Origin of the sequence: Pseudarthrobacter sp. SORGH_AS 212 (genome assembly GCF_030818145.1) — a bacterium.
Lineage (GTDB): Bacteria > Actinomycetota > Actinomycetes > Actinomycetales > Micrococcaceae > Arthrobacter.
The window spans coordinates 562248-581344 of the sequence record NZ_JAUTAA010000001.1; the positions used below are offsets into that span (position 1 = coordinate 562248).

General features: G+C 67.0%; 14 protein-coding genes and 2 pseudogenes. 10 read left to right on the plus strand and 6 right to left on the minus strand.

The window, feature by feature from the left end; translation table 11 throughout:
* Positions 1–198: 198 nt before the first annotated feature.
* The 4 genes and pseudogenes from QE394_RS02490 to QE394_RS02505 all read right to left on the minus strand — a co-directional run bounded on the left by QE394_RS02490 (position 199) and on the right by QE394_RS02505 (position 3788).
* Positions 199–1324 (minus strand): annotated as a pseudogene (locus QE394_RS02490) (adenylate/guanylate cyclase domain-containing protein).
* Positions 1314–1910: a PH domain-containing protein gene (locus QE394_RS02495; RefSeq protein WP_349033644.1), complete on the minus strand. Its 597-nt coding sequence runs from the start codon at positions 1908–1910 to the stop codon at positions 1314–1316. Before QE394_RS02495 ends, QE394_RS02490 begins: the two are co-directional and overlap by 11 nt.
* Entirely contained in the window at positions 1903–2844 is a 942-nt protein-coding gene (locus tag QE394_RS02500; protein ID WP_349033645.1) for a biotin--[acetyl-CoA-carboxylase] ligase, read from the minus strand. The genes QE394_RS02495 and QE394_RS02500 overlap by 8 nt, the downstream gene beginning before the upstream one ends.
* Positions 2845–2900: 56 nt before the next feature.
* On the minus strand, positions 2901–3788 hold the full coding sequence (locus QE394_RS02505; protein WP_056080092.1) for an NAD(P)-dependent oxidoreductase: 888 nt from the start codon (positions 3786–3788) through the stop codon (positions 2901–2903).
* Between the two features lie 225 nt (positions 3789–4013).
* On the opposite strand from QE394_RS02505, the gene QE394_RS02510 reads away from it, so the two are divergent.
* From QE394_RS02510 to QE394_RS02525, 4 genes are all read left to right on the plus strand, one after another.
* On the plus strand, positions 4014–5597 hold the full coding sequence (locus QE394_RS02510; RefSeq protein WP_056080090.1) for an acyl-CoA carboxylase subunit beta: 1584 nt from the start codon (positions 4014–4016) through the stop codon (positions 5595–5597).
* Positions 5594–5830, plus strand: a complete 237-nt coding sequence (locus QE394_RS02515; RefSeq protein WP_261621142.1) for an acyl-CoA carboxylase subunit epsilon — start codon at positions 5594–5596, stop codon at positions 5828–5830. The genes QE394_RS02510 and QE394_RS02515 overlap by 4 nt, the downstream gene beginning before the upstream one ends.
* A 50-nt stretch (positions 5831–5880) precedes the next feature.
* On the plus strand, positions 5881–7563 hold the full coding sequence (locus tag QE394_RS02520; RefSeq protein WP_349033646.1) for a DUF885 domain-containing protein: 1683 nt from the start codon (positions 5881–5883) through the stop codon (positions 7561–7563).
* Positions 7564–7817: 254 nt separating this feature from the next.
* Positions 7818–9257 (plus strand): dicarboxylate/amino acid:cation symporter, encoded by a 1440-nt coding sequence (locus QE394_RS02525; RefSeq protein ID WP_349033647.1) that lies wholly within the window; start codon positions 7818–7820, stop codon positions 9255–9257.
* A 134-nt stretch (positions 9258–9391) separates the two neighbouring features.
* Here QE394_RS02525 and QE394_RS02530 read toward each other — a convergent pair whose 3' ends face one another.
* On the minus strand, positions 9392–9961 hold the full coding sequence (locus tag QE394_RS02530) for a hypothetical protein (RefSeq protein WP_349033648.1): 570 nt from the start codon (positions 9959–9961) through the stop codon (positions 9392–9394).
* A 163-nt stretch (positions 9962–10124) separates the two neighbouring features.
* Here QE394_RS02530 and QE394_RS02535 point away from each other — a divergent pair, with 163 nt between their 5' ends.
* The 6 genes and pseudogenes from QE394_RS02535 (at position 10125) to QE394_RS02560 (ending at position 17264) form a co-directional block, all read left to right on the plus strand.
* A complete protein-coding gene (locus tag QE394_RS02535) occupies positions 10125–10787 on the plus strand; it encodes a TetR/AcrR family transcriptional regulator (protein WP_056080078.1) in 663 nt (220 codons plus the stop codon).
* 17 nt (positions 10788–10804) lie between these two features.
* Entirely contained in the window at positions 10805–13327 is a 2523-nt protein-coding gene (locus QE394_RS02540) for an MMPL family transporter (protein WP_268158474.1), read from the plus strand.
* Between the two features lie 9 nt (positions 13328–13336).
* Positions 13337–13987 (plus strand): nucleoside triphosphate pyrophosphatase, encoded by a 651-nt coding sequence (locus QE394_RS02545; RefSeq protein ID WP_349033649.1) that lies wholly within the window; start codon positions 13337–13339, stop codon positions 13985–13987.
* A 141-nt stretch (positions 13988–14128) separates the two neighbouring features.
* Positions 14129–15926 (plus strand): annotated as a pseudogene (locus QE394_RS02550) (biotin carboxylase N-terminal domain-containing protein).
* A gap of 16 nt (positions 15927–15942) precedes the next feature.
* Entirely contained in the window at positions 15943–16383 is a 441-nt protein-coding gene (locus QE394_RS02555) for a nuclear transport factor 2 family protein (protein ID WP_261621135.1), read from the plus strand.
* Positions 16384–16532: 149 nt separating this feature from the next.
* Entirely contained in the window at positions 16533–17264 is a 732-nt protein-coding gene (locus QE394_RS02560; RefSeq protein WP_056080063.1) for a glutamine amidotransferase, read from the plus strand.
* 177 nt (positions 17265–17441) lie between these two features.
* On the opposite strand, the gene QE394_RS02565 is transcribed toward QE394_RS02560, so the two are convergent.
* Complete coding sequence (locus QE394_RS02565) at positions 17442–18818, minus strand: HNH endonuclease (RefSeq protein WP_349033650.1); 1377 nt, start codon at positions 18816–18818, stop codon at positions 17442–17444.
* Between the last annotated feature and the right edge of the window lie 279 nt (positions 18819–19097).

Genomic DNA, 19097 nt, shown 5'->3' on the forward strand with positions numbered 1-19097 from the left:
CTGGAGGAAGGGCCGGCGCCGTGGCGCAGCAGCAGCTTTTGCGCGCGCTCGTCCGCGAAGTTTCATGGAACGGTTCCCCCCGTTAAGTCCGGCAACGGCCGATGACCGGCATGCGGCAGCCGGGCAGAACAAATATAGCCGGTCTAGCTATCAAATGGACAAACCCTTTCCCTGCCGACGGGGACAGGGCAAGAAAGGTCAGTCGACGATCAGGCCCTTGCCCAGGCCCCGGGTCAGGCGGACCGGCTTGATTTCGCCCGAAACCGCGGACGTTTTCCGGCGGTTGGGGCAACATGACGAACCGTTCGTCATGTTCGAGGGCAGACGCGGTCATGGAGTCCACCAGCACCGTTCCGGGATCCGCCAGGGTGGTGAGCCGGGCAGCAAGGTTAACGGTGGGGCCGTAGATGTCGCCGAGCCGGGACAGGATCCTGCCCCAGACCATGGCTACCCGGGCTTCCGGCAGGATCTCGTCCTCCGTGAACGCCTGCGCCAGCGCCAGGGATATCTCGGCGCCGGCCGCGGGGGTCTCGGCAATGTAAAGGACTTCGTCGCCAACGGTCTTGACCAGGCGGCCGCCGCCAACGGAAATAATCTCGGCACATTTGTTCTCGAACCGCTGCACCAGGCGGGCCAGTGTTTTCTCGTTCATCCGGCGAGAGAGGCTGGTGTAGGACACCAGGTCCGCGAAGCCCACGGCCCGCGCCAGGGGCAACGGCGCATCGTCCTCGTCGCCTTCGCGGCCTTCTTCGCTGGCCTGCAGTCCGGCTTCGGCCCTGACGGCCAGCCGCTGGATGCCGGCATTGAGCTGGCGCCGCCACGAATAGACCAGCACTTCCTCGAGGGCATCCACCAGGGCCGGGAGCTCGTTGACCAGCCGCTTGCGGGCGACAGCATCGGTGACGCCCTGTTCGTGGACGAGGTCCTCCACCAGGGCTTCGATCTGCCACACCACCATGCGGTCCGTCATCTGGCCAATGGCACGGGTGACGGAAATGGCCGCTTCCTCGGTCAGCTTTCCGCCGCGGACGAGGTCCACCACGGTTGACAGTGCAGCCTGGTCGCGTTCGGTGAAGGCAACGTCCTCGTCACCAAAGTTCGGGAACCCGAGCGCGCGCCAGAGTTTGCGCGCGGACAGCAGGGACAGGCCTGCGCCCGCCGCCACCTCGCGACGGCGGAGTTTGCGTTCGCCGCCGAGCAGCCGCGCCTCAAGGGCTTTCATGGCCAGGCGCTCTGCGGACATCGCTCCGGTGGGAGGGTGCGGGTCGGCGGCAGGAGACTGCGCGACGGGACCCACGAGCTCCTGCTGGTCCTCATCGTTCATTCCGTCCACCTTCTCTCATTTCCGTCGGCACTGCCCCGGCAGGGTAATCCCCTGCATCTCCGGGCGGGAGGCGCTCATCGGGCAGTTCCCCGATGGCGTCGAGGATAAAATCCCGGAACCTGGCAGCCTCCGGCACGTCCCGGAATGTCGTCACGCCCTCATACCCGGTTTCCAAGGATATATTCCCGGAGCGCAGGAGGCGTTGAAGCACGCCCGCGTGGACTGTGAGGTTGCGGACGGAGAGGAGGTTGACCTGTTGTTCGCGCCGCTTGAAGATGCCGGACCTGGCCACCATCCGCCGGCTCGTGAGGGTATAGCGCGTGGCGTGCCAGCGCATCAGCCGCGGCAGGCAGTAGCCCAGCCACACCCACGCGGCAGCCAGCACGCAGGCCGTCACCAGCCAGGGGGTCCAGCGTGCCTCCAGCGCCGGAACCAGGCGCCCGGCTTCCCCCCGCACGATCCAGGCGGACGCGAATGCCGCCACCGCGGGGGCGATGATGAAAGCGGCGGCAGGGCCGGCCAGCTTCCTGGGTTGCGGGCGGGTGGTGACGATGACCTGTTCGCCGGGTACGAGGTCCTTACGCATAACCGCCTTGGCCGGTGCCTTTCGGCGTGCCGGCATCAGCAGCGCCGGGCTCTTCCGGTGCGGTCCAGGGCCGCAGGTGAACCACGTCCCCAGCGGTGACGACATGCTCGCGTGAATCCTTGTCCACCACCAGCAGTGAACCGTATTCGTCCAGGCGGGATGCGTGGCCAATAATCTCGTGGTCGCCCGGCAGTTGCGCCCGTACCTGCCGGCCCAGCGTTACCATGACGGCCTCGACGCGCTTATGCAGGGACGGGCCGCCTGCCATGCCTGCCGTGGGGTCGCCGTCGGCGTTGCAGAAACTCCGGTAGAGCACCGCAAAGTGGGACAAATAGCTCTTCAGCAGCTGGGTCCGGTCGGTGGTCTGCGGCCCCTCGAGGAACACCGAGGTGGCCGTGGGGACCGGCAGTTCGTCCTCGTGGAGGGTGACGTTCAGGCCGGTGCCCAGCACCACCGGCGGGACGGTGCCGTCCGCCATGGGGCCAATCTGGGCCAGGATGCCGGCAATCTTCCGGCCGCGGACCAGGACGTCGTTGGGCCATTTGAGTTCGGCCGGGATGCCTGCCGTCTCCAGGAGGGTTTCGCGGAGCGCCAGGGCCGCGATGAGTGAGAGCCACGAGTAGCTTTGCGTGGGCAGCGGCCGCCCCTCGGCGTTCACGGGCCGCAGCACAATGGAAACGGAGACCGAACTCAGGGGCGGTGCTTCCCAGCGCCTTTCCAGGCGTCCCCGTGCGGCGGTCTGGTATTCGGCCGTCAGCACGGAAAGGTCCGGCCAGGACGCGGGCTCCACTGTCACTGCACGGAGCAGGTCGGCGTTGGTGGAGCCGGTGGAGTCCACCACGTCCAGCCGGGAGATGCCGGTGGCGGACAAGAAGCGCTGATCGCCCAGCTCCGACCTGTCCAATGGGATACCGGGGATATGCGCTTCAGCCATAGCTAAATCCTACCGAGCCGGGGAATGCCGCCGCACCGGCGGCCTGCCCCTGGCGGCTACAGGAAAATGTCGGGAACCAGCCGGTCCTCCGGGGCCCCCAGGCTGTAGGGGCGGAAATCGGAAACCCCTGCTGCCGCCAGCACCTGTTCGTCAGTGTAGAAATTGCCCGTGGCCTGCCCGCCGGCGGGCAGGTTGCTGCCGGTGAGGATGGCGTGGGCGGCGTCGGCCATGATCTGTGGTCCGCGTGCGGCCTGGACGATAGCCTCGCCCTGCGGCATGTTCCTGATGGCCGCGGTGTCGATCAGCGTGCACGGCCACAGCGAGTTGACGCTGATCCGGTCGTCTTTCAGTTCCTCGGCCAGGCCCAGCGTGGTCAGGCTCATCCCGTATTTGGCCATGGTGTAGGCCAGGTGCCGTCCGGCCCAGTGTGGATCCAGGTTCAGGGGCGGGGACAGCGTGAGGATGTGCGCATTGCCGGATGCGCGCAGCGCCGGCAGCGCGAGCTTGGAGAGCAGGAAGGTCCCGCGGACGTTGATGTCCTGCATCAGGTCGTACTTTTTCATGTCCACGGCATCCGTGGTGGACAGGTCAATGGCGGAGGCGTTGTTCACCACGACGTCGATGCCGCCGAAGCGGTCAACGGCCTCGGCCACGGCGCGGGCCACGTCCTGGTCGTTGCGGACGTCCCCCACCAGGGGAAGCGCACCCCCGCCGGCCTCGGTCAGTTCCTGGGCAGCGGTGAACACCGTGCCGGCGAGCTTGGGGTGGGGTTCGCCGGTTTTGGCCATCAGCACGATGTTGGCGCCGTCCGCCGCCGCCCGCAGGGCGATGGCAAGGCCGATGCCGCGGCTGCCACCGGACATCAGGATGGTCTTTCCGCGGAGCGAACCGGACGCCCGGTAAGGGCTGGCGGCAGCGGTCAAAGCGTCGTTGCTCGAAGTCATGGAAACACTGTAACGCAGATAAGTTACCGGCGAGTAACATAGTGGTCCGGGTGACGGCACGGCAGAAAATTGTAGGTTCCCTACAGCTGCGGGCACTCAAAGCGTCATTAGACTTGCCAGCAGGGTTCGTTTTTTGTGTGGAAGCTACTTAAGCGCCTCCAGAGCACAGCCCGTCAACATACTCAGCGACACTGAACCAATCTGCAACAGAGCCGGAGATACTTGATGAGCCACGATCTGACAACGACAGCGGGAAAGATTGCCGATTTCCGCGACCGCCAGGCACGTGCCGAACAGCCCTCCGGCCCCGAGGCCGTCGAAAAGCAGCATGCGCGCGGCAAAAACACCGCACGCGAGCGCATCGCCCTGTTGCTGGATGAGGACTCATTCGTCGAGTTCGACGCCCTCGCAGTGCACCGCTCCACCGCCTTCGGCATGGAAAAGAAGAAGCCCCTCGGCGACGGCCTGGTCTCCGGCTACGGCACCGTGGACGGCCGTCCGGTGGCGGTCTACAGCCAGGACTTCAGCGTGTACGGCGGGTCACTGAGCCAGGTCAACGGCGAGAAAATCGTCAAGGTGCAGGAATTCGCCCTGCGCAACGGCTGCCCGGTGGTCGGCATCCTCGACGGCGGGGGCGCCCGCATCCAGGAAGGCGTCGCCTCGCTGGCCATGTTCGCCGATATCTTCCGCAACAACGTGCACGCTTCCGGCGTGGTGCCGCAGATCTCCCTCATCATGGGCCCGTCCGCCGGTGGCGCCGCCTACTCCCCCGCCCTCACCGACTATGTGGTGATGGTGGACAAGACGTCCCATATGTTCATTACCGGCCCCGACGTCATCAAGACCGTCACCGGCGAGGACGTGGACATGGAAACGCTCGGCGGTGCCCGCCAGCACAACGCCACCACCGGCACGTCCACGTACCTCGCCTCGGATGAAGGCGATGCGATCGAGTTCGTCCGCGAACTCCTGGACTTCCTGCCCTCCAACAACCTGTCCGAGGCCCCCGTGCTGGAGCACGCGCAGGAAAACGCGGTCAACGACGACGACCTCGCCCTCGACACGCTGATCCCCGATTCGGCCAACCAGCCCTACGACATGCGCGCAGTCGTTGAGCAGATCGTCGACGACGGCCACTTCCTGGAGATGCAGGCGCTGTACGCTCCGAACGTCATGATTGGCTACGGCCGGGTGGAAGGCCACACCGTGGGAATAGTGGCCAACCAGCCGCTGCAGTTCGCGGGAACCCTGGACATTGCCGCCTCCGAAAAAGCGGCCCGCTTCGTCCGGAACTGCGATGCCTTCAACATCCCCATCATCACGCTGGTGGATGTGCCGGGCTTCCTGCCGGGCAAGGACCAGGAGTTTCAGGGCATCATCCGCCGCGGCGCCAAGCTGCTGTACGCGTATGCCGAGGCCACGGTGCCCAAGCTGACGGTCATCACCCGCAAGGCGTACGGCGGCGCGTACATCGTCATGGGCTCCAAGAAGCTCGGGGCGGACCTCAACCTGGCGTGGCCCACCGCGCAGATCGGCGTGATGGGGGCGCAGGGCGCCGTCAACATCCTCTACCGCCGGGACCTCGCGGCTGTCGCCGAGGACGGCGGCGACGTCGAAGCCCGCCGCGCCGAGGTCATCCGGCAGTACGAGGAAGAACTCCTGAACCCTTACCAGGCAGCCGAACTCGGTTACGTTGACGCCGTCATCGCACCGTCCGACACCCGGCTGCAGATTGTCCGGGGCCTGCGCGCCCTCCGCGACAAGCGCGCGAGCCTCCCGGCCAAGAAGCACGGGAACATCCCGCTGTGAGCGCCACCGGAACGCCGGAGCCGGCCGAAGCCGCCGCGGCTCCCCTGCTCTCTGTGGTCAAGGGACAGCCGAACGCCGAGGAACTCGCTGCGCTCACCGCCGTCGTGCTCTCCCTCGGCGGCCCGGAAGCGGCCAGGCCTGCCGCGCCAACCGCACGCCACTGGGCGCGCCGGCAACGGCTGGGCCTTGCACCAGCGCCCGGTCCAGGCGCCTGGAAGCGCAGCAAGGGCTGATCCCCGGCGCGTTCCTCGCCCGGTGGGCGCGGCCGGGCTAGTCTCGGATGGTGACTACCGACACTTCGCCCGCCGCACGCCCGCACACCCGCATCGACGCCGTAGCGGACGCCTATACCGATACCCTTGTCCGCCTGAATCCGTCGCTGGCGACCACCCTGGGACTGCCGGGCCTGGAAACCGAGTACCAGGATTTCTCCCCCGCAGGCATCGCCGAATTCGCGGAGGTGGCCCGCAAGGCCCTGACCGACCTTGAAGACCTGGAGCCTGAGGACGACGTGGACGCCGTCACGCTGGACGCCATGCGCGAGCGGCTTGGACTGCAGCTGCTGATCCACGCCTCCGGGTGGGAGTACGCGGACCTGAACAACATTGCCTCGCCCGCGCAGGACATCCGGGCGGTCTTCGACCTCATGCCCACCGCCACGGAACAGGACTGGGAGCACATCGCCGGCCGGGCGCAGAACGTGCCCGCCGCCGTCGATGGCTACATCGAGTCCCTGGGCCTTGCGCGCGACGCCGGCCGGGTGGCCGCAGCCCGGCAGGTGAACATCGTCATCGAACAGGCCACTAAGTACGCCGCCGCGGACGGATTCTTCGCCAAGCTCGCCGCCGGCGCCGCCACCGAGACCGGCCCACTTGGCAGCGCCCTCCAGGAGAAGCTCGACGCCGGGGCTGCCGCCGCCCGCCGCGCCTACACCCGGCTTGCCGACTTTCTCCGCACCGACCTGCTGCCCGCCGCACCGGAGAAGGACGCGGTGGGTAAGGCCCGTTATGCGCTGGCATCACGGTCCTTCCTGGGTGCCGCCGTGGACCTGGAGGAAACGTACGCCTGGGGGGTTCAGGAACTGGACCGCCTGATCGCTGAACAGGAGGTGGTGGCGGGCACCATCAAGGCCGGCGCGTCCATCGCCGAAGCCAAAGAAATCCTGAACAACGATCCTGCCCGGCAGATCAAAGGCACCGACGCACTCAAGGCCTGGATGCAGGAACTCTCCGACAAAGCCGTCGCGGAGCTGGCCGGGGTCCATTTCGACATTCCCGACGTCATGAAGAAACTGGAATGCCTCATCGCCCCCACCGACGAAGGCGGCATCTACTACACCGGCCCCTCCGACGACTTCACCCGCCCCGGACGCATGTGGTGGTCCGTGCCAGCCGGCGAGGACACTTTTACCACCTGGGCCGAAACCACCACCGTTTACCACGAAGGCGTCCCAGGCCACCACCTCCAGGTGGCCACCGCAACCTACCGGCGCGAACTGCTCAACAAGTGGCGGCGCAACATCTGCTGGACCTCCGGACACGGCGAAGGCTGGGCACTTTACGCGGAAAAGCTCATGCAGGAACTCGGATACCTCGACGACGCCGGCGACCACATGGGAATGCTGGACATGCAGAGGATGCGCGCAGCCCGGGTGGTCTTCGACATCGGCGTCCACCTGGAACTGGAGGTGCCCGCACGCTGGGGCACCGGCACCTGGACCCCGGACAAGGGATACGACTTCCTCAAAGCCAACCTGCCCATCAGCGAAGGACAACTCAACTTCGAGTTCACCCGCTACCTGGGCTGGCCCGGGCAGGCGCCCTCCTACAAAGTAGGACAGCGGCTCTGGGAACAGATCCGCGCCGAGCTTGAGGCACGGCCAGGGTTCGACCTCAAGGAGTTCCACACCAAGGCCCTGAACGTCGGCTCCGTTGGGCTCGATACCCTACGGCGGGCGCTGCTTTAACCTCACGGGTGCGCGGCCCCAAGGGGCCCATCCTCGGCGCGCTGCTCGTACCTCGCTCTGACGCGCGCTGCCGGATAGGCCCCTCGCTGCCGCCAGTTGCGAGATGTTAAGCACACCGCCACTGGGAATAAGTAACAAAACCCGCCGTCCACCTTGTCTTTCCAGCGTTTTGTGTTTCTCCTGGTGACTGAGCTTGCGTAACATTTCTCAATGTTGTTTCGGCGTGGTAGGTGGTGCGGATCTAGCGTATTCAGGTGAGCACTCAGACAAGCACCCCCTCCCCCGCAGGGAAGACGGGCTTCCAGCTTCCCAAGTGGGCTGGATCGTTCGGCTTCCAAATCATCGCCGCACTCATCGTGGGCCTTGCCCTCGGCCTGCTGGCCAAGTACACCGGCAGCACCAAGACCAACCCCAACGGCCTTGGCGCAACACTGCAGACCATCGGCTCCAGCTACGTGTCGCTGCTGCAGACCGCCGTCGTACCCCTCATCTTCACGGCGGTGGTGAGCTCCATCTCCAACCTCCGTCAGGTATCCAACGCCGCCCGGCTGGCCTGGAACACCCTGCTGTGGTTCGCCATCACGTCCCTGATCGCGGTGCTGATCGGCATCGGCCTGGGCGTCCTGCTGCAGCCCGGCGCCAACACCGGAATCACTGAAGAAGCCAAGTACGCAGGTAAGTCCGGCGACTGGTGGTCCTTCCTGATCGGCCTCTTCCCGAAGAACTTCCTCGGCCTGGGCGCGAGCTCCACCGTTGCCGAATCCGGCGCCGTGACCACCTCCGTCAGCTTCAACGTGCTGCAGATCCTGGTGATCGCCATCGCCGTCGGCGTTGCCGCCCTCAAGGTGGGCAAGGCAGCCGAGCCCTTCCTGAACCTCAACGCCTCCGCCCTCGCCGTGATCCAGAAGGTCCTTTGGTGGATCATCCGCATCGCACCGCTGGGCACCGTCGGCCTGATCGGTAATGCCGTCGCCGTCTACGGCTGGGACACCATCGGCTCCCTGGGCAAGTTCACTGTGGCCATCTACGCAGGCCTGGCCCTGGTGCTGTTCGTTGTGTACCCCATCCTGGTCCGCACCCACGGACTGTCCGTCAAGCAGTACTTCTCCGGCGTCTGGCCGGCCGTGCAGCTGGCCTTCGTTTCCCGCTCCTCCGTGGGGACCCTGCCGCTCACCCAGCGCGTCACCGAGCGCAGCCTGGGCGTCCCCCGCGGGTACGCGTCCTTCGCCGTCCCGCTGGGCGCCACCACCAAGATGGACGGCTGCGCCGCGATCTACCCGGCCATCTCCGCCATCTTCGTGGCCCAGTTCTTCGGCATCCAGCTCGACTTCAGCCAGTACCTGCTGATCGCCTTGGTCTCCGTCCTGGGATCCGCTGCGACGGCCGGCACCACCGGCGCCGTGGTGATGCTGACGCTGACGCTGTCCACGCTGGGACTGCCGCTCGCCGGCGTCGGACTCCTCCTTGCCATCGACCCGATCCTGGACATGGGCCGTACCGCCGTCAACGTGGCAGGCCAGGCCCTGGTCCCCACCATCGTGGCCAAGCGCCAGGGAATCCTGGACGAAGCGCTGTACAACGCGCCGCGCAACGGCACCCCTTTCGTTGACGACGACACCGCCGACAACGGTGCCGCTACGGACGGTACTGCTGCCGACACCGCGCCCCGCGAACTGCAGGACGCCAAGGCATAGTCAACGTCGGTGCCGCCAGGCGCCACGCAGGTGCAATCACAGGAAGTCCCCGGGAATTCTCCCGGGGACTTCCTGTTGTCCCGGGCTTTTATCTTGGGATGCTGTCCCGGCCTGCGGGGCCCTTGGGCGCGTGGTCAGTGTCCGCCGCCGCCGATCACCCCGTTCTGGACCGCCTTGGTCACGGCGTCCGCCTCGGCCTGGGTCAGCTTTCCATCCGTGACGGCCTGGTCCAGGCGGGTCTTGAGCGCCGCCGCCTGGTCTGCCTGTGCCGCGGTACGGAGTTCGTCGAGCGCCGCCGTTACCTTGGCCTCGTCAATTCCCAGCGTTGCTGCCAGGGACTTGGCCAGCGCAGCTTCGCGGACGGCCATGTCAGGCTTCTCGCCTTCTGCCGGCGGTCCGCTGGGCTTGTTGGCCTCGCGGAAAGCCTTTAAGGCGTCCGTGACTTTTGCCTCGTCCACACCGAGCTTCTGAGCCAGCGCTGACGCCTGGACGCCGCCGCGTTCACCTCCGCGTCCGCCGTGGCGGCCCATGCCGTCATGGCCGGCGCCTGTGCCGGTGCCGGCATCGGCAGAGGCACTGGAACTGGCGCTCGGTGCGGGGGTCGGCGTCGTCGTGGCTGACGCCACTCCCGCCACTCCAATGCCGGCACCAACGGCAAGCGCCGCGGCCGACAGGCCGAGCGCCATCTTCTTCCTGCGTGACATTTCTCTTCTCCTGCTCCGCCGTCGCCAGACGGCTGCTGTGGTTGCACCCTTTCCGGGTCCTACCAAGCATCCGTGCGCAGGTTCTGTAGACGCTGTTGGGAGCCTTTCATTCTCCTGTGAATATAACTTGCGCACCGTGCAAACTTGCACATAGTGTAAGAGCGTGAATCCTCCACCGTCCCCGCCTGACGCGCCCGCGGCTCCCTCACGCCGCGAACTGAACAAGGCGGCCACCCGGCAGGCCATTACGGATGCCGCGCTGGCGCTGCTCCGGTCAAAGGGGCCAGGCGGTTTCACGGCCGAGGACATAGCAGAGGCGGCCGGAATCTCCCGGCGGACCTTCTTCAACTACTTCAACAGCACCGACGCAGCCCTGGCTTCCGTGACTCACGGCTTCCTGGATATTGTCATCCGGCAACTGCAGCTGCGGCCAGCAGAGGAACCGCTGCTGGAGGCGGCACAGGCTGCCCTCATGGCCCTGGCGGACCCCAGGACGGTGGAGCCCCTGGCCGAGCTGTTCGCCCTGACGCAGCACAGCCAGCTGATGGCCCATACCGAGCTCGAGGCCTGGGACCACTGCCGCGCCCAGGTCTTCACCGTGGCACGGGATCGGGTGGCAGCCACGCCGAACGGGGCGGACGAGCTGTACGTCCATGCCCTGGCCGGCTCCGTCATCTCCTGCGGCAAGGCCGCCATGGAGGTCTGGTTCAGCCGCCGCGGGCCCGACCTGTCCGCTGCATCCCTCGCCGAACTCCGGCAACTCCTTATTGACGCCATGGCCCTGTTGGGCTCCGGCTTCACCCCCTCAGCCGCCCACTCCTCCTGACCAGATCGGTTTCTCTCATGGCACTGCTGCTCTACCGCCTTGGCAAGTTCTCCTACCGCCGGCGCTGGCTGGTCCTTTCGTTGTGGCTCGTGGCGCTGGTTGCCGTCGGCGGTTCCGCCGCGGCTTTCCACGGCACCCTGTCCAACAACTTCCAAATCCCCGGAACGGAAACGCAACGGATTGCGGACAAGCTGAAGGAAGACCTCCCATCCGCGTCCGGCGGAACTGCGACGATCGTTTTCGAGGCACCCGACGGCGGCTTCACCGACGCCAGCCGGGCGGCGGTCACTGACGCCCTGAAGAAGCTCGAAACGCTGCCGGACGTCCGCGGCACCGTGGACCCGTTCGCCACCCAGGCCCAGGTGGACCAGGCCGGGCAGGCCATCACCGACGGTGAGCAGCAGCTGGCTGCCGGGCAGGCCACGCTGGATGCCTCCAAGGCGCAACTGGATGCCGGAAAGGCACAGCTGGAGGCTGCAGAACAGCAAATGGTGGCTGCCGGTGCTCCCGCAGCGGCCATCGAGGCGCAACTGGGCCAGCAGAAGGCCGCAGCGGCCGAAGGCCAGGCCAAATTCGACGCCGGAGCGAAGGAACTTGAGGCCAGCAAGGCCAAGCTGGAACTGGGCAAGCGGCAGGCCGAAGCATCCTCGGCCATCCGCTTCGTCTCCGAAGATGGCAAGGCTGCCGTAGCCCAGGTGCAGTTCAACGGCTCCATCAACGGGCTGAGCCCCGAAGTCCGCCAGCAGGTCCAGGACATCGCGCACGGGACCTCCTCCGCCGGCGTCACAGCCCTGGCCAGCAAGGAAATCACCGAGGACATCTCCGAGCTGTTCGGTATCGCGGAAATCATCGGCATCGCCGTCGCAGCCCTGGTGCTGATCATCATGCTCGGCACCCTGGTGGCGGCCGGCCTCCCGCTCCTGATGGCTGTCATGGGCGTCGGTGTGGGCGTGGGCATCACCTTCGCGCTCTCCGGCCTCTTCGACATGAGCTCCATCTCCCCCATGCTGGCGCTCATGCTGGGCCTCGCCGTCGGCATTGACTACTCACTGTTCATCGTCAACCGGCACCGCACCCAACTCCTGGCAGGCATGGATACCGAGGAATCCGTGGCCCGTGCCACTGGAACGTCCGGCAACGCTGTGGTGTTCGCCGGCCTGACGGTCATCATCGCCCTCGCCGCCCTGGTTGTTCCCGGCCTGCCGTTCCTGGCCGTGATGGGCCTGGCAGCCGCCGGCACGGTGGCCGTGGCGGTCCTCGTCGCCATCACCCTCACCCCGGCCATGCTGTCCCTCATCGGCCGCCGCATCATCTCCAAGCGGGCATGGGCCAAGGCCAACGCACACAACGCAGAGCCCGGCCACGAAGCGGAAGACGACGCCAAGGACCGTGAACGAAGCACCCATGGCTGGGGCGGCCTGGTCACCCGGCACCCCGTGCTTGCCATGGTGGCCGGCGTTATCCTGCTGGGCGTACTCGCCCTCCCAGCCACCCAGCTGCAGCTCGCCCTGCCCGACGGCGGCTCCGAACCGGTGGATTCCGAGGCCTACCAGGCTTACGACATCACTGCCCGCAGCTTCGGCGAAGGCGTCACCGGCCCCATCGTTGCCGTGGGCGAGTTCCCCGCCGGCCTGGACGAGGCAGCCGCCAGCACCTTGCAGTACGACATCGCGGACAAGCTCCGGTCAGTGGACAACGTAGTGGCAGCTGTTCCAGTGGCCATCAGCGAGGACCGCCGCACCGCTGTCTTCCAGGTCATTCCAGAGGAAGGCCCTGCCAGCGCCAGCACGGTCAAGGTCGTCTCGGAACTCCGCGGCCTGAACGGCGAAATCAAGGCCGACTACGACGTAGCCATGGGCCTGACCGGGCAGACCGCCGGCAATATCGACGTCTCCACCAAACTCGGCGACGCCCTGCCGCCCTACCTGGCCATCGTCGTCGGGCTCTCCCTGATCCTGCTGCTGCTGGTGTTCCGCTCCATCGTGGTGCCGCTGCTGGCCACCGGCGGCTTCCTCCTGTCACTGGCGGCCGCGTTCGGCGCCGTGGTGGCCGTCTACCAGTGGGGCTGGCTGGGCAACGTGTTCGACGTCGCCAACCCCGGCGCAGTCCTGAGCTTCCTGCCGATCATCCTGATCGGCGTGCTGTTCGGCCTCGCCATGGACTACCAGGTGTTCATCGCCTCCGGCATGCGCGAGGCGTACATGCACGGATCCACCGCGAAGGAGGCCGTGCGGGTGGGCTTCCGGCACGCCGCCGCCGTGGTGACCGCCGCCGCCATCATCATGGTCAGCGTGTTCGCGGGCTTCATCTTCAGCCACCTCACCATGGTCCGGCCGCTGGGCTTCGCGATGGCGTTCGGTGTGCTGCTGGATGCGTTCGTGGTCCGGATGACCATTGTCCCCGCCGTGATGTACCTGCTGGGCGAGAAGTCCTGGTGGCTCCCGCGCTGGCTGGACCGCATCCTGCCGGACGTGGACGTGGAAGGCGCCAAGCTCAGCCGGCCGGAGAACGCCAAGGCGTCCGCTGAGCTGGTCCACTAGGCTGATTCCGTGGTCCGCCTGATACTTGCCTCCCAGTCCCCCGCCCGCACCAAACTCCTGGCCGAAGCCGGCATCCGGCACACCGTGCTGGTCTCCGACGTGGACGAGGACGCCGTGCAGGCGCGCTACGGCGTGACCGATCCGCACGACACCGCCCTCCTGCTGGCCCGGGCCAAGGCCGAGGCCGTGGCGGCGCTGCCGGACTCCGAGGGCGCCCTGGTGCTGGGCTGCGACTCGGTGTTCGAGTTCGACGGCGAAGCACACGGCAAGCCCTACACGGCGGACGTCGCGCGGGAGCGGATGCTCCGGATGAGCGGCAGCTCAGGGGTGCTGCACACAGGGCATTGGCTGGTCGACTGCCGGGATACGGACACGGACGACGACGGCCGTGACGGTGCCGGATCGGGGGCCACCCTTGGCGCCGTTGCCTCAGCCGAGGTCGCCTTCCTGGACATGGACGCGGAGGAAATCGACGCGTACATCGCCACCGGCGAGCCGCTGCACTGCGCCGGGTCTTTCACCATTGACGGCCTGGGCGGGGCCTTCATCCGGAAGGTCGACGGCGACCCGCATGCCGTCGTCGGCCTGTCCGTATCCACCCTCCGGGGACTGCTGGCCGCCGCAAACGTGCGCATCACCGATCTCTGGCCGCCGCGCTGAAAGGCGCCAATTGCCCCGGACTTGTAGCTTCCCTACAAAGCATTGCTGGTTTACACGCGGATTCCGCAAGTAATATCGGCGGAACCTCCAAAACCGCGCTAGGCTCCCTGAAGGAAAGAAGGAGACGCCTTGTCAGCAAATATGGAGCAGTCCGCCGGTACCACGCAGCAGAGCCTCACCAAGGTGCTGATCGCAAACCGCGGTGAAATCGCGGTGCGCATCATCCGCGCCGCCCGCGACGAGGGCATCGCCTCCGTAGCGATCTACGCCGACCCGGACCGCGACGCCCTGCACGTCCGGCTTGCTGACGAAGCCTATGCCCTGGGCGGCAACACCGCCGCCGAGTCGTACCTGGTGATGGACAAGATCATCGACGCCGCCCGGCAGTCGGGTGCGGATGCCATCCACCCCGGATACGGCTTCCTGGCCGAAAATGCAGAGTTTGCGGCCAAGGTCATCGCCGCCGGCATCACCTGGATCGGCCCGTCCCCCGAAGCAATTTCCGCCTTGGGCGACAAGGTCCAGGCCCGGCACATCGCCGAAAAGGTGGGTGCACCCCAGGTCCCCGGCACCGCCGATCCCGTACAGTCTGCCGAGGAAATCCTCGAGTTCGTGGACAAGTTCGGCCTGCCCGTGGCCATCAAGGCTGCTTTCGGCGGCGGCGGACGCGGCATCAAGGTGGCCCGCACCCGCGAAGAAATCCCCGAACTGTTCGAGTCCGCCGTCCGTGAGGCCACTGCGGCCTTCGGACGCGGCGAATGCTTCATCGAAACGCTTCCTGGACGCTCCGCGGCACGTTGAAACCCAGTGCCTCGCTGACGCCCACGGCAACGTCGTGGTGGTCTCCACCCGCGACTGCTCGCTGCAGCGCCGCAACCAGAAGCTCGTCGAAGAAGCACCGGCCCCGTTCCTCACCCCCGAGCAGAACCAGCGGCTGTACGAATCCTCCAAGGCCATCCTGAAGGAAGCCGGCTACCTCGGTGCCGGTACCTGTGAATTCCTGGTGGGCCAGGACGGCACCATTTCCTTCCTTGAGGTCAATACCCGCCTGCAGGTGGAGCACTGCGTGTCCGAGGAAGTCACCGGCATCGACCTGGTCCGCGAACAGTTCCGCCTGGCCCGCGGCGAGGAACTGGGCTACGGCGACCCCGAGGTCCGTGGCCACTCCATCGAGTTCCGCATTACCGGTGAAGATCCGGGCCGGAACTTTATGCCCGCCCCCGGCACCATTGCCACGCTGAAGAACCCGACTGGCCCTGGCATCCGGATTGATTCCGGCGTGGAGCAGGGCGATGTGATCAGCGGCAACTTCGACTCCATGCTGTCCAAGCTGGTGGTCACCGGGGCTACCCGCACCCAGGCCCTGCAACGCTCGCGCCGTGCCTTGGAGGAGATGGTGGTGGAAGGCATTCCCACCGTCATCCCGTTCGACCTCGCCGTAGTCAGCAACCCCGATTTCGCTCCGGCGGAGGGCCCTTTCAAGGTCCACACGCGGTGGATCGAAACAGAGTTCACCAACGACCTGCCAGCCTGGGACCCCCACGGCGCAGCCGAAACCGAGGACGCCGAAGAACGCCAGCGCGTAGTTGTCGAGGTAGGCGGCAAACGCCTCGAAGTGGTGCTCCCGGCATCCCTGGGTTCCCTGGGCGCAGGCGCCGCTCCTGCAGCGAAGTCCGGCAAGTCGAAGAAGCGCGCACGGTCCGGCGGCCCCGCTGCCGCCACCGGCAACGCCCTCACCTCCCCCATGCAGGGCACCATCGTGAAGGTGGCTGTGGCTGAAGGCGACGTTGTCGCCGAGGGTGACCTGGTAGTGGTGCTGGAGGCCATGAAGATGGAGCAGCCCCTCACGGCGCACCGTTCCGGAACCATCACGGGCCTGAAGGCTGTTGCAGGCGAGACTGTGTCCGCGGGCGCCGTGATCGCCACGATCGAAGACTGACGGACCGGAGGCACCCATGCTGGCACCCAGTTTCCAGGAAGAAGTGGCCCGCTACCACGAGGCGGTTCCGGAGATCACCCGGGGCAATACGGGTCCTGTCAAGGACCTCTACTCCCGGCTCGAGGACGTGACGCTGGCCAACCCCTTCGGCGGCATCGCCCGGGGCTGGGCCCAGGTTGAAGCCCGGCTGGACCAGGCCGCCCGGCAATTCCAGGACGGGGAGATGCTCGGCTTCGACACCATCACGTCGTACACGGCGCGCGACACCGCCTACCTGGTGGAAACCGAGCACTTCCGTGCCCGGCTGGACGGTGCTGCTGCCACCGAAGAGTTCGCTCTCCGGGTAACCAGCATTTTCCGCCGCGAGGAAGGCTACTGGAAGCTGGTGCACCGCCATGCCGATCCGGCTGCGCGGCCCCAGTCCCGTAGGTCGCTGGCCCAGGCAGCGGCCGGCTGAACCAGCCTGTCGCCCGCCGCCTCCTGGCTAAGCGGTCCTGCCCGACCAAGCAGTACTACAAGTTCAGCCGTTCCACACTACCCAGCAGTCCGGAGCCATCCGCTTCGGGCTGCTGGCGTATAGCGGGCAAGTGCAGGCACACTTAGCAGGTGTTGCCTTTCCTGCTCCTGGCTTCCCGAGCCGAGGACGCCGCCGCCGATGATGAATACGCCGCGTACCTGAGGTACGGCGGCCTGGAGGAGCGGGAGCTGCGACGGATCCGGCTTGAGTCGGCTCCCCTGCCAGAGCTGGACCTCTCCGAATACTCTGGCGTGATCGTGGGCGGCAGTCCATTCACCTCCAGCGATCCGCCGGAAGACAAGAGCCTGGTCCAGCACAGGGTGGAACAGGAACTGTCGGGCCTGCTGGACCAGCTGGTGGCCCGCGATTTCCCGTTCCTGGGGGCGTGTTACGGGGTCGGGACGCTGGGCAGGCACCAAGGCGCCGTGATCGACCGAACGTTCGGCGAACCCCTTGCGGCCGTCGAGATCGGCCTTACCGATGCCGGCCTCCAGGACCCATTGCTCCAAGGAATGCCACAGGCGTTCACCGCGTTTGCCGGCCACAAGGAAGCCTGCAGTTCGCTGCCCGCCCATGCGGTTCTGCTGGCAGGGTCCGCGGCCTGCCCCGTGCAGATGTTCCGGGTCCGGTCAAACCTCTACGCCACCCAGTTCCATCCCGAACTTGATGCGGAGGGCCTGGTAACGCGCATCGACATCTACCGCAACGCCGGCTACTTTCCTCCGGAGTCCGCCGAGGACCTGATGGCTGACGCCCGGAAGTTCACCGTGACGGAGCCGATGAAGATCCTGCGAAACTTCGTGACGAGTTACGCCGCCTGAGCTGCCGGGCAGCCGGGCAGCCGGGCTGCCGGGCTGCCCGGAGCGACCATTCGGGCAGGGGCGGACCACCGGCAATCGCATCCCATTCATATGGCTTGTTCAAACTCCTGCTGCCACCTGGGCTCTTGTGACGACATCCCTGGCTCGCCCTGGAAATTCAGTCAGTGTGTTCCTGTGTCAGGGAACGCCGGTTTGGATGACGCGGCCGAGGACTTGGACGGATGGTTGTGGGGGTGGCTGGTTGGCGGGTGCCCGCGCGGGGGCTCGCGCGGGGGCTCGCGCTGGCCCTGCGCGTTTGCCCGGGCTGCTGGCGTGGGTGAAGGGCGTCCCGGGGAGTGGTGGTGCGGTGGAGTGGTACGTGTGGCCGGTGGGGGTTCGGAGTTTTACGGTGTGGCGCGTGACCTGCCTGACCCGGGGTGGTCCGTCAGGGAAGCATGTGCGGTCCGGCAGCGGCGCCGTTGAGGGTACTGGGACGGTTGTTGAACTCCAGCCGGGGCTTTCTTTGGTGTGGTTGCAGGCTTCGCAAAGTCCTTGGCCGTTGGAGGCTGTGGTGCCGCCGCCGTGGCGCCAGGGGGTGATGTGGTCGTGGTGGCGGATGGGTGCGTCGCAGTACGGGGTGCGGCAGGTGTCGTCGCGGACCTGGAGGAAGCGTTTGAGTCCTGCCGGGAAGAGCCTGGCCTTGGCGTCCAAACCGACGAGCTCCCCGCTGCCGGGGGCGGTGTAGAGCCGCCGGACCCAGACAGCCATCCCGGACCCGGGCTGGTCTGCGGTGATCAGTTCGCGGGCCCATTGGGCGGGAACGATGCCGTAACCGGTCAGTCGGGCGGGTTCGGTGTCGGCCTGGAGGAGGGTGCGGTCGGTCATGACGAGCTGGACCCGAACCCCGCTGATCCCGCCCGGGGTCCCGGTGGCCCGCTCGACGAGGGTGTCGGCCATGATCTGGCCCTTGGACCGTCCGTCCCCGGAGGAACGGAGGGTGCCGGCTTCTTTGGTGAGGGCCGCGTAGGCGGCGACGCCCTGGGCGACGGGCAGCAGCGCGGTCAGGCGGGCCATGGTGTCCGGCGCCGGGCGCAGGCTGACCGTCCTTGCCCCCACGGCTGTGGCGGCCCGCCGGGCCACGGACGCAGGGTCCCGCCGGTACGCGGCGGCCTTGACCGCGGAGATGATGGTCCGGTCCCCGGCACCATCGAAGACGCCGCTATCGGGTGCGAGTTCCTCATCCACCCCCGCCCGGTCCTCGGGTGAGAGGCAGATGGTTTCCCTCACGACCAGGGTGGTGCGCCACTCACTCAACCGCCCGGACCGGAACGCGGCGAAGGTGTGGGGCATCCCGGTCAGGGTTTTCGCCAGTCCCAGCAGCCGCCCGCCCCGGGCCGGGGATTCCCGCCGCGCCAGCGCCACCTGCGCCCCGACCCCGGCGCCCTGCTCCCCCGCCGGGACACCGGCAACAGCCTGGACCCGCCGCTGGGCCAAGTCAAAAGCCACAGTGATCTCGGCCTGCCTCGCCGCCGCAACAGCCTTCACATCCTCAAGCTGCCGGAGCTGATCGATCATCCCCGCACCATCAACAGCAACCGGCACCACCGCCAACATCCTCAACACATCAGCAACACTCGGGGGACTAACACCCGCGCGACCGGCAAGAGAAGGACCACGGGCAATCGGGGCCTGCACGGCAGCCGCGCGGGGCCCCGCGGGCGAAGGAACATGGGCAGCCGCATTCCCCGCCGCCACTGCCGCCACTGCCGCCACGCCAACCGTCTCCATGACCAAAGTCTTCCAGCACCCACTGACATTCCCCACGCCCCCAAAGCCCTATGTGGAAACCTCCCG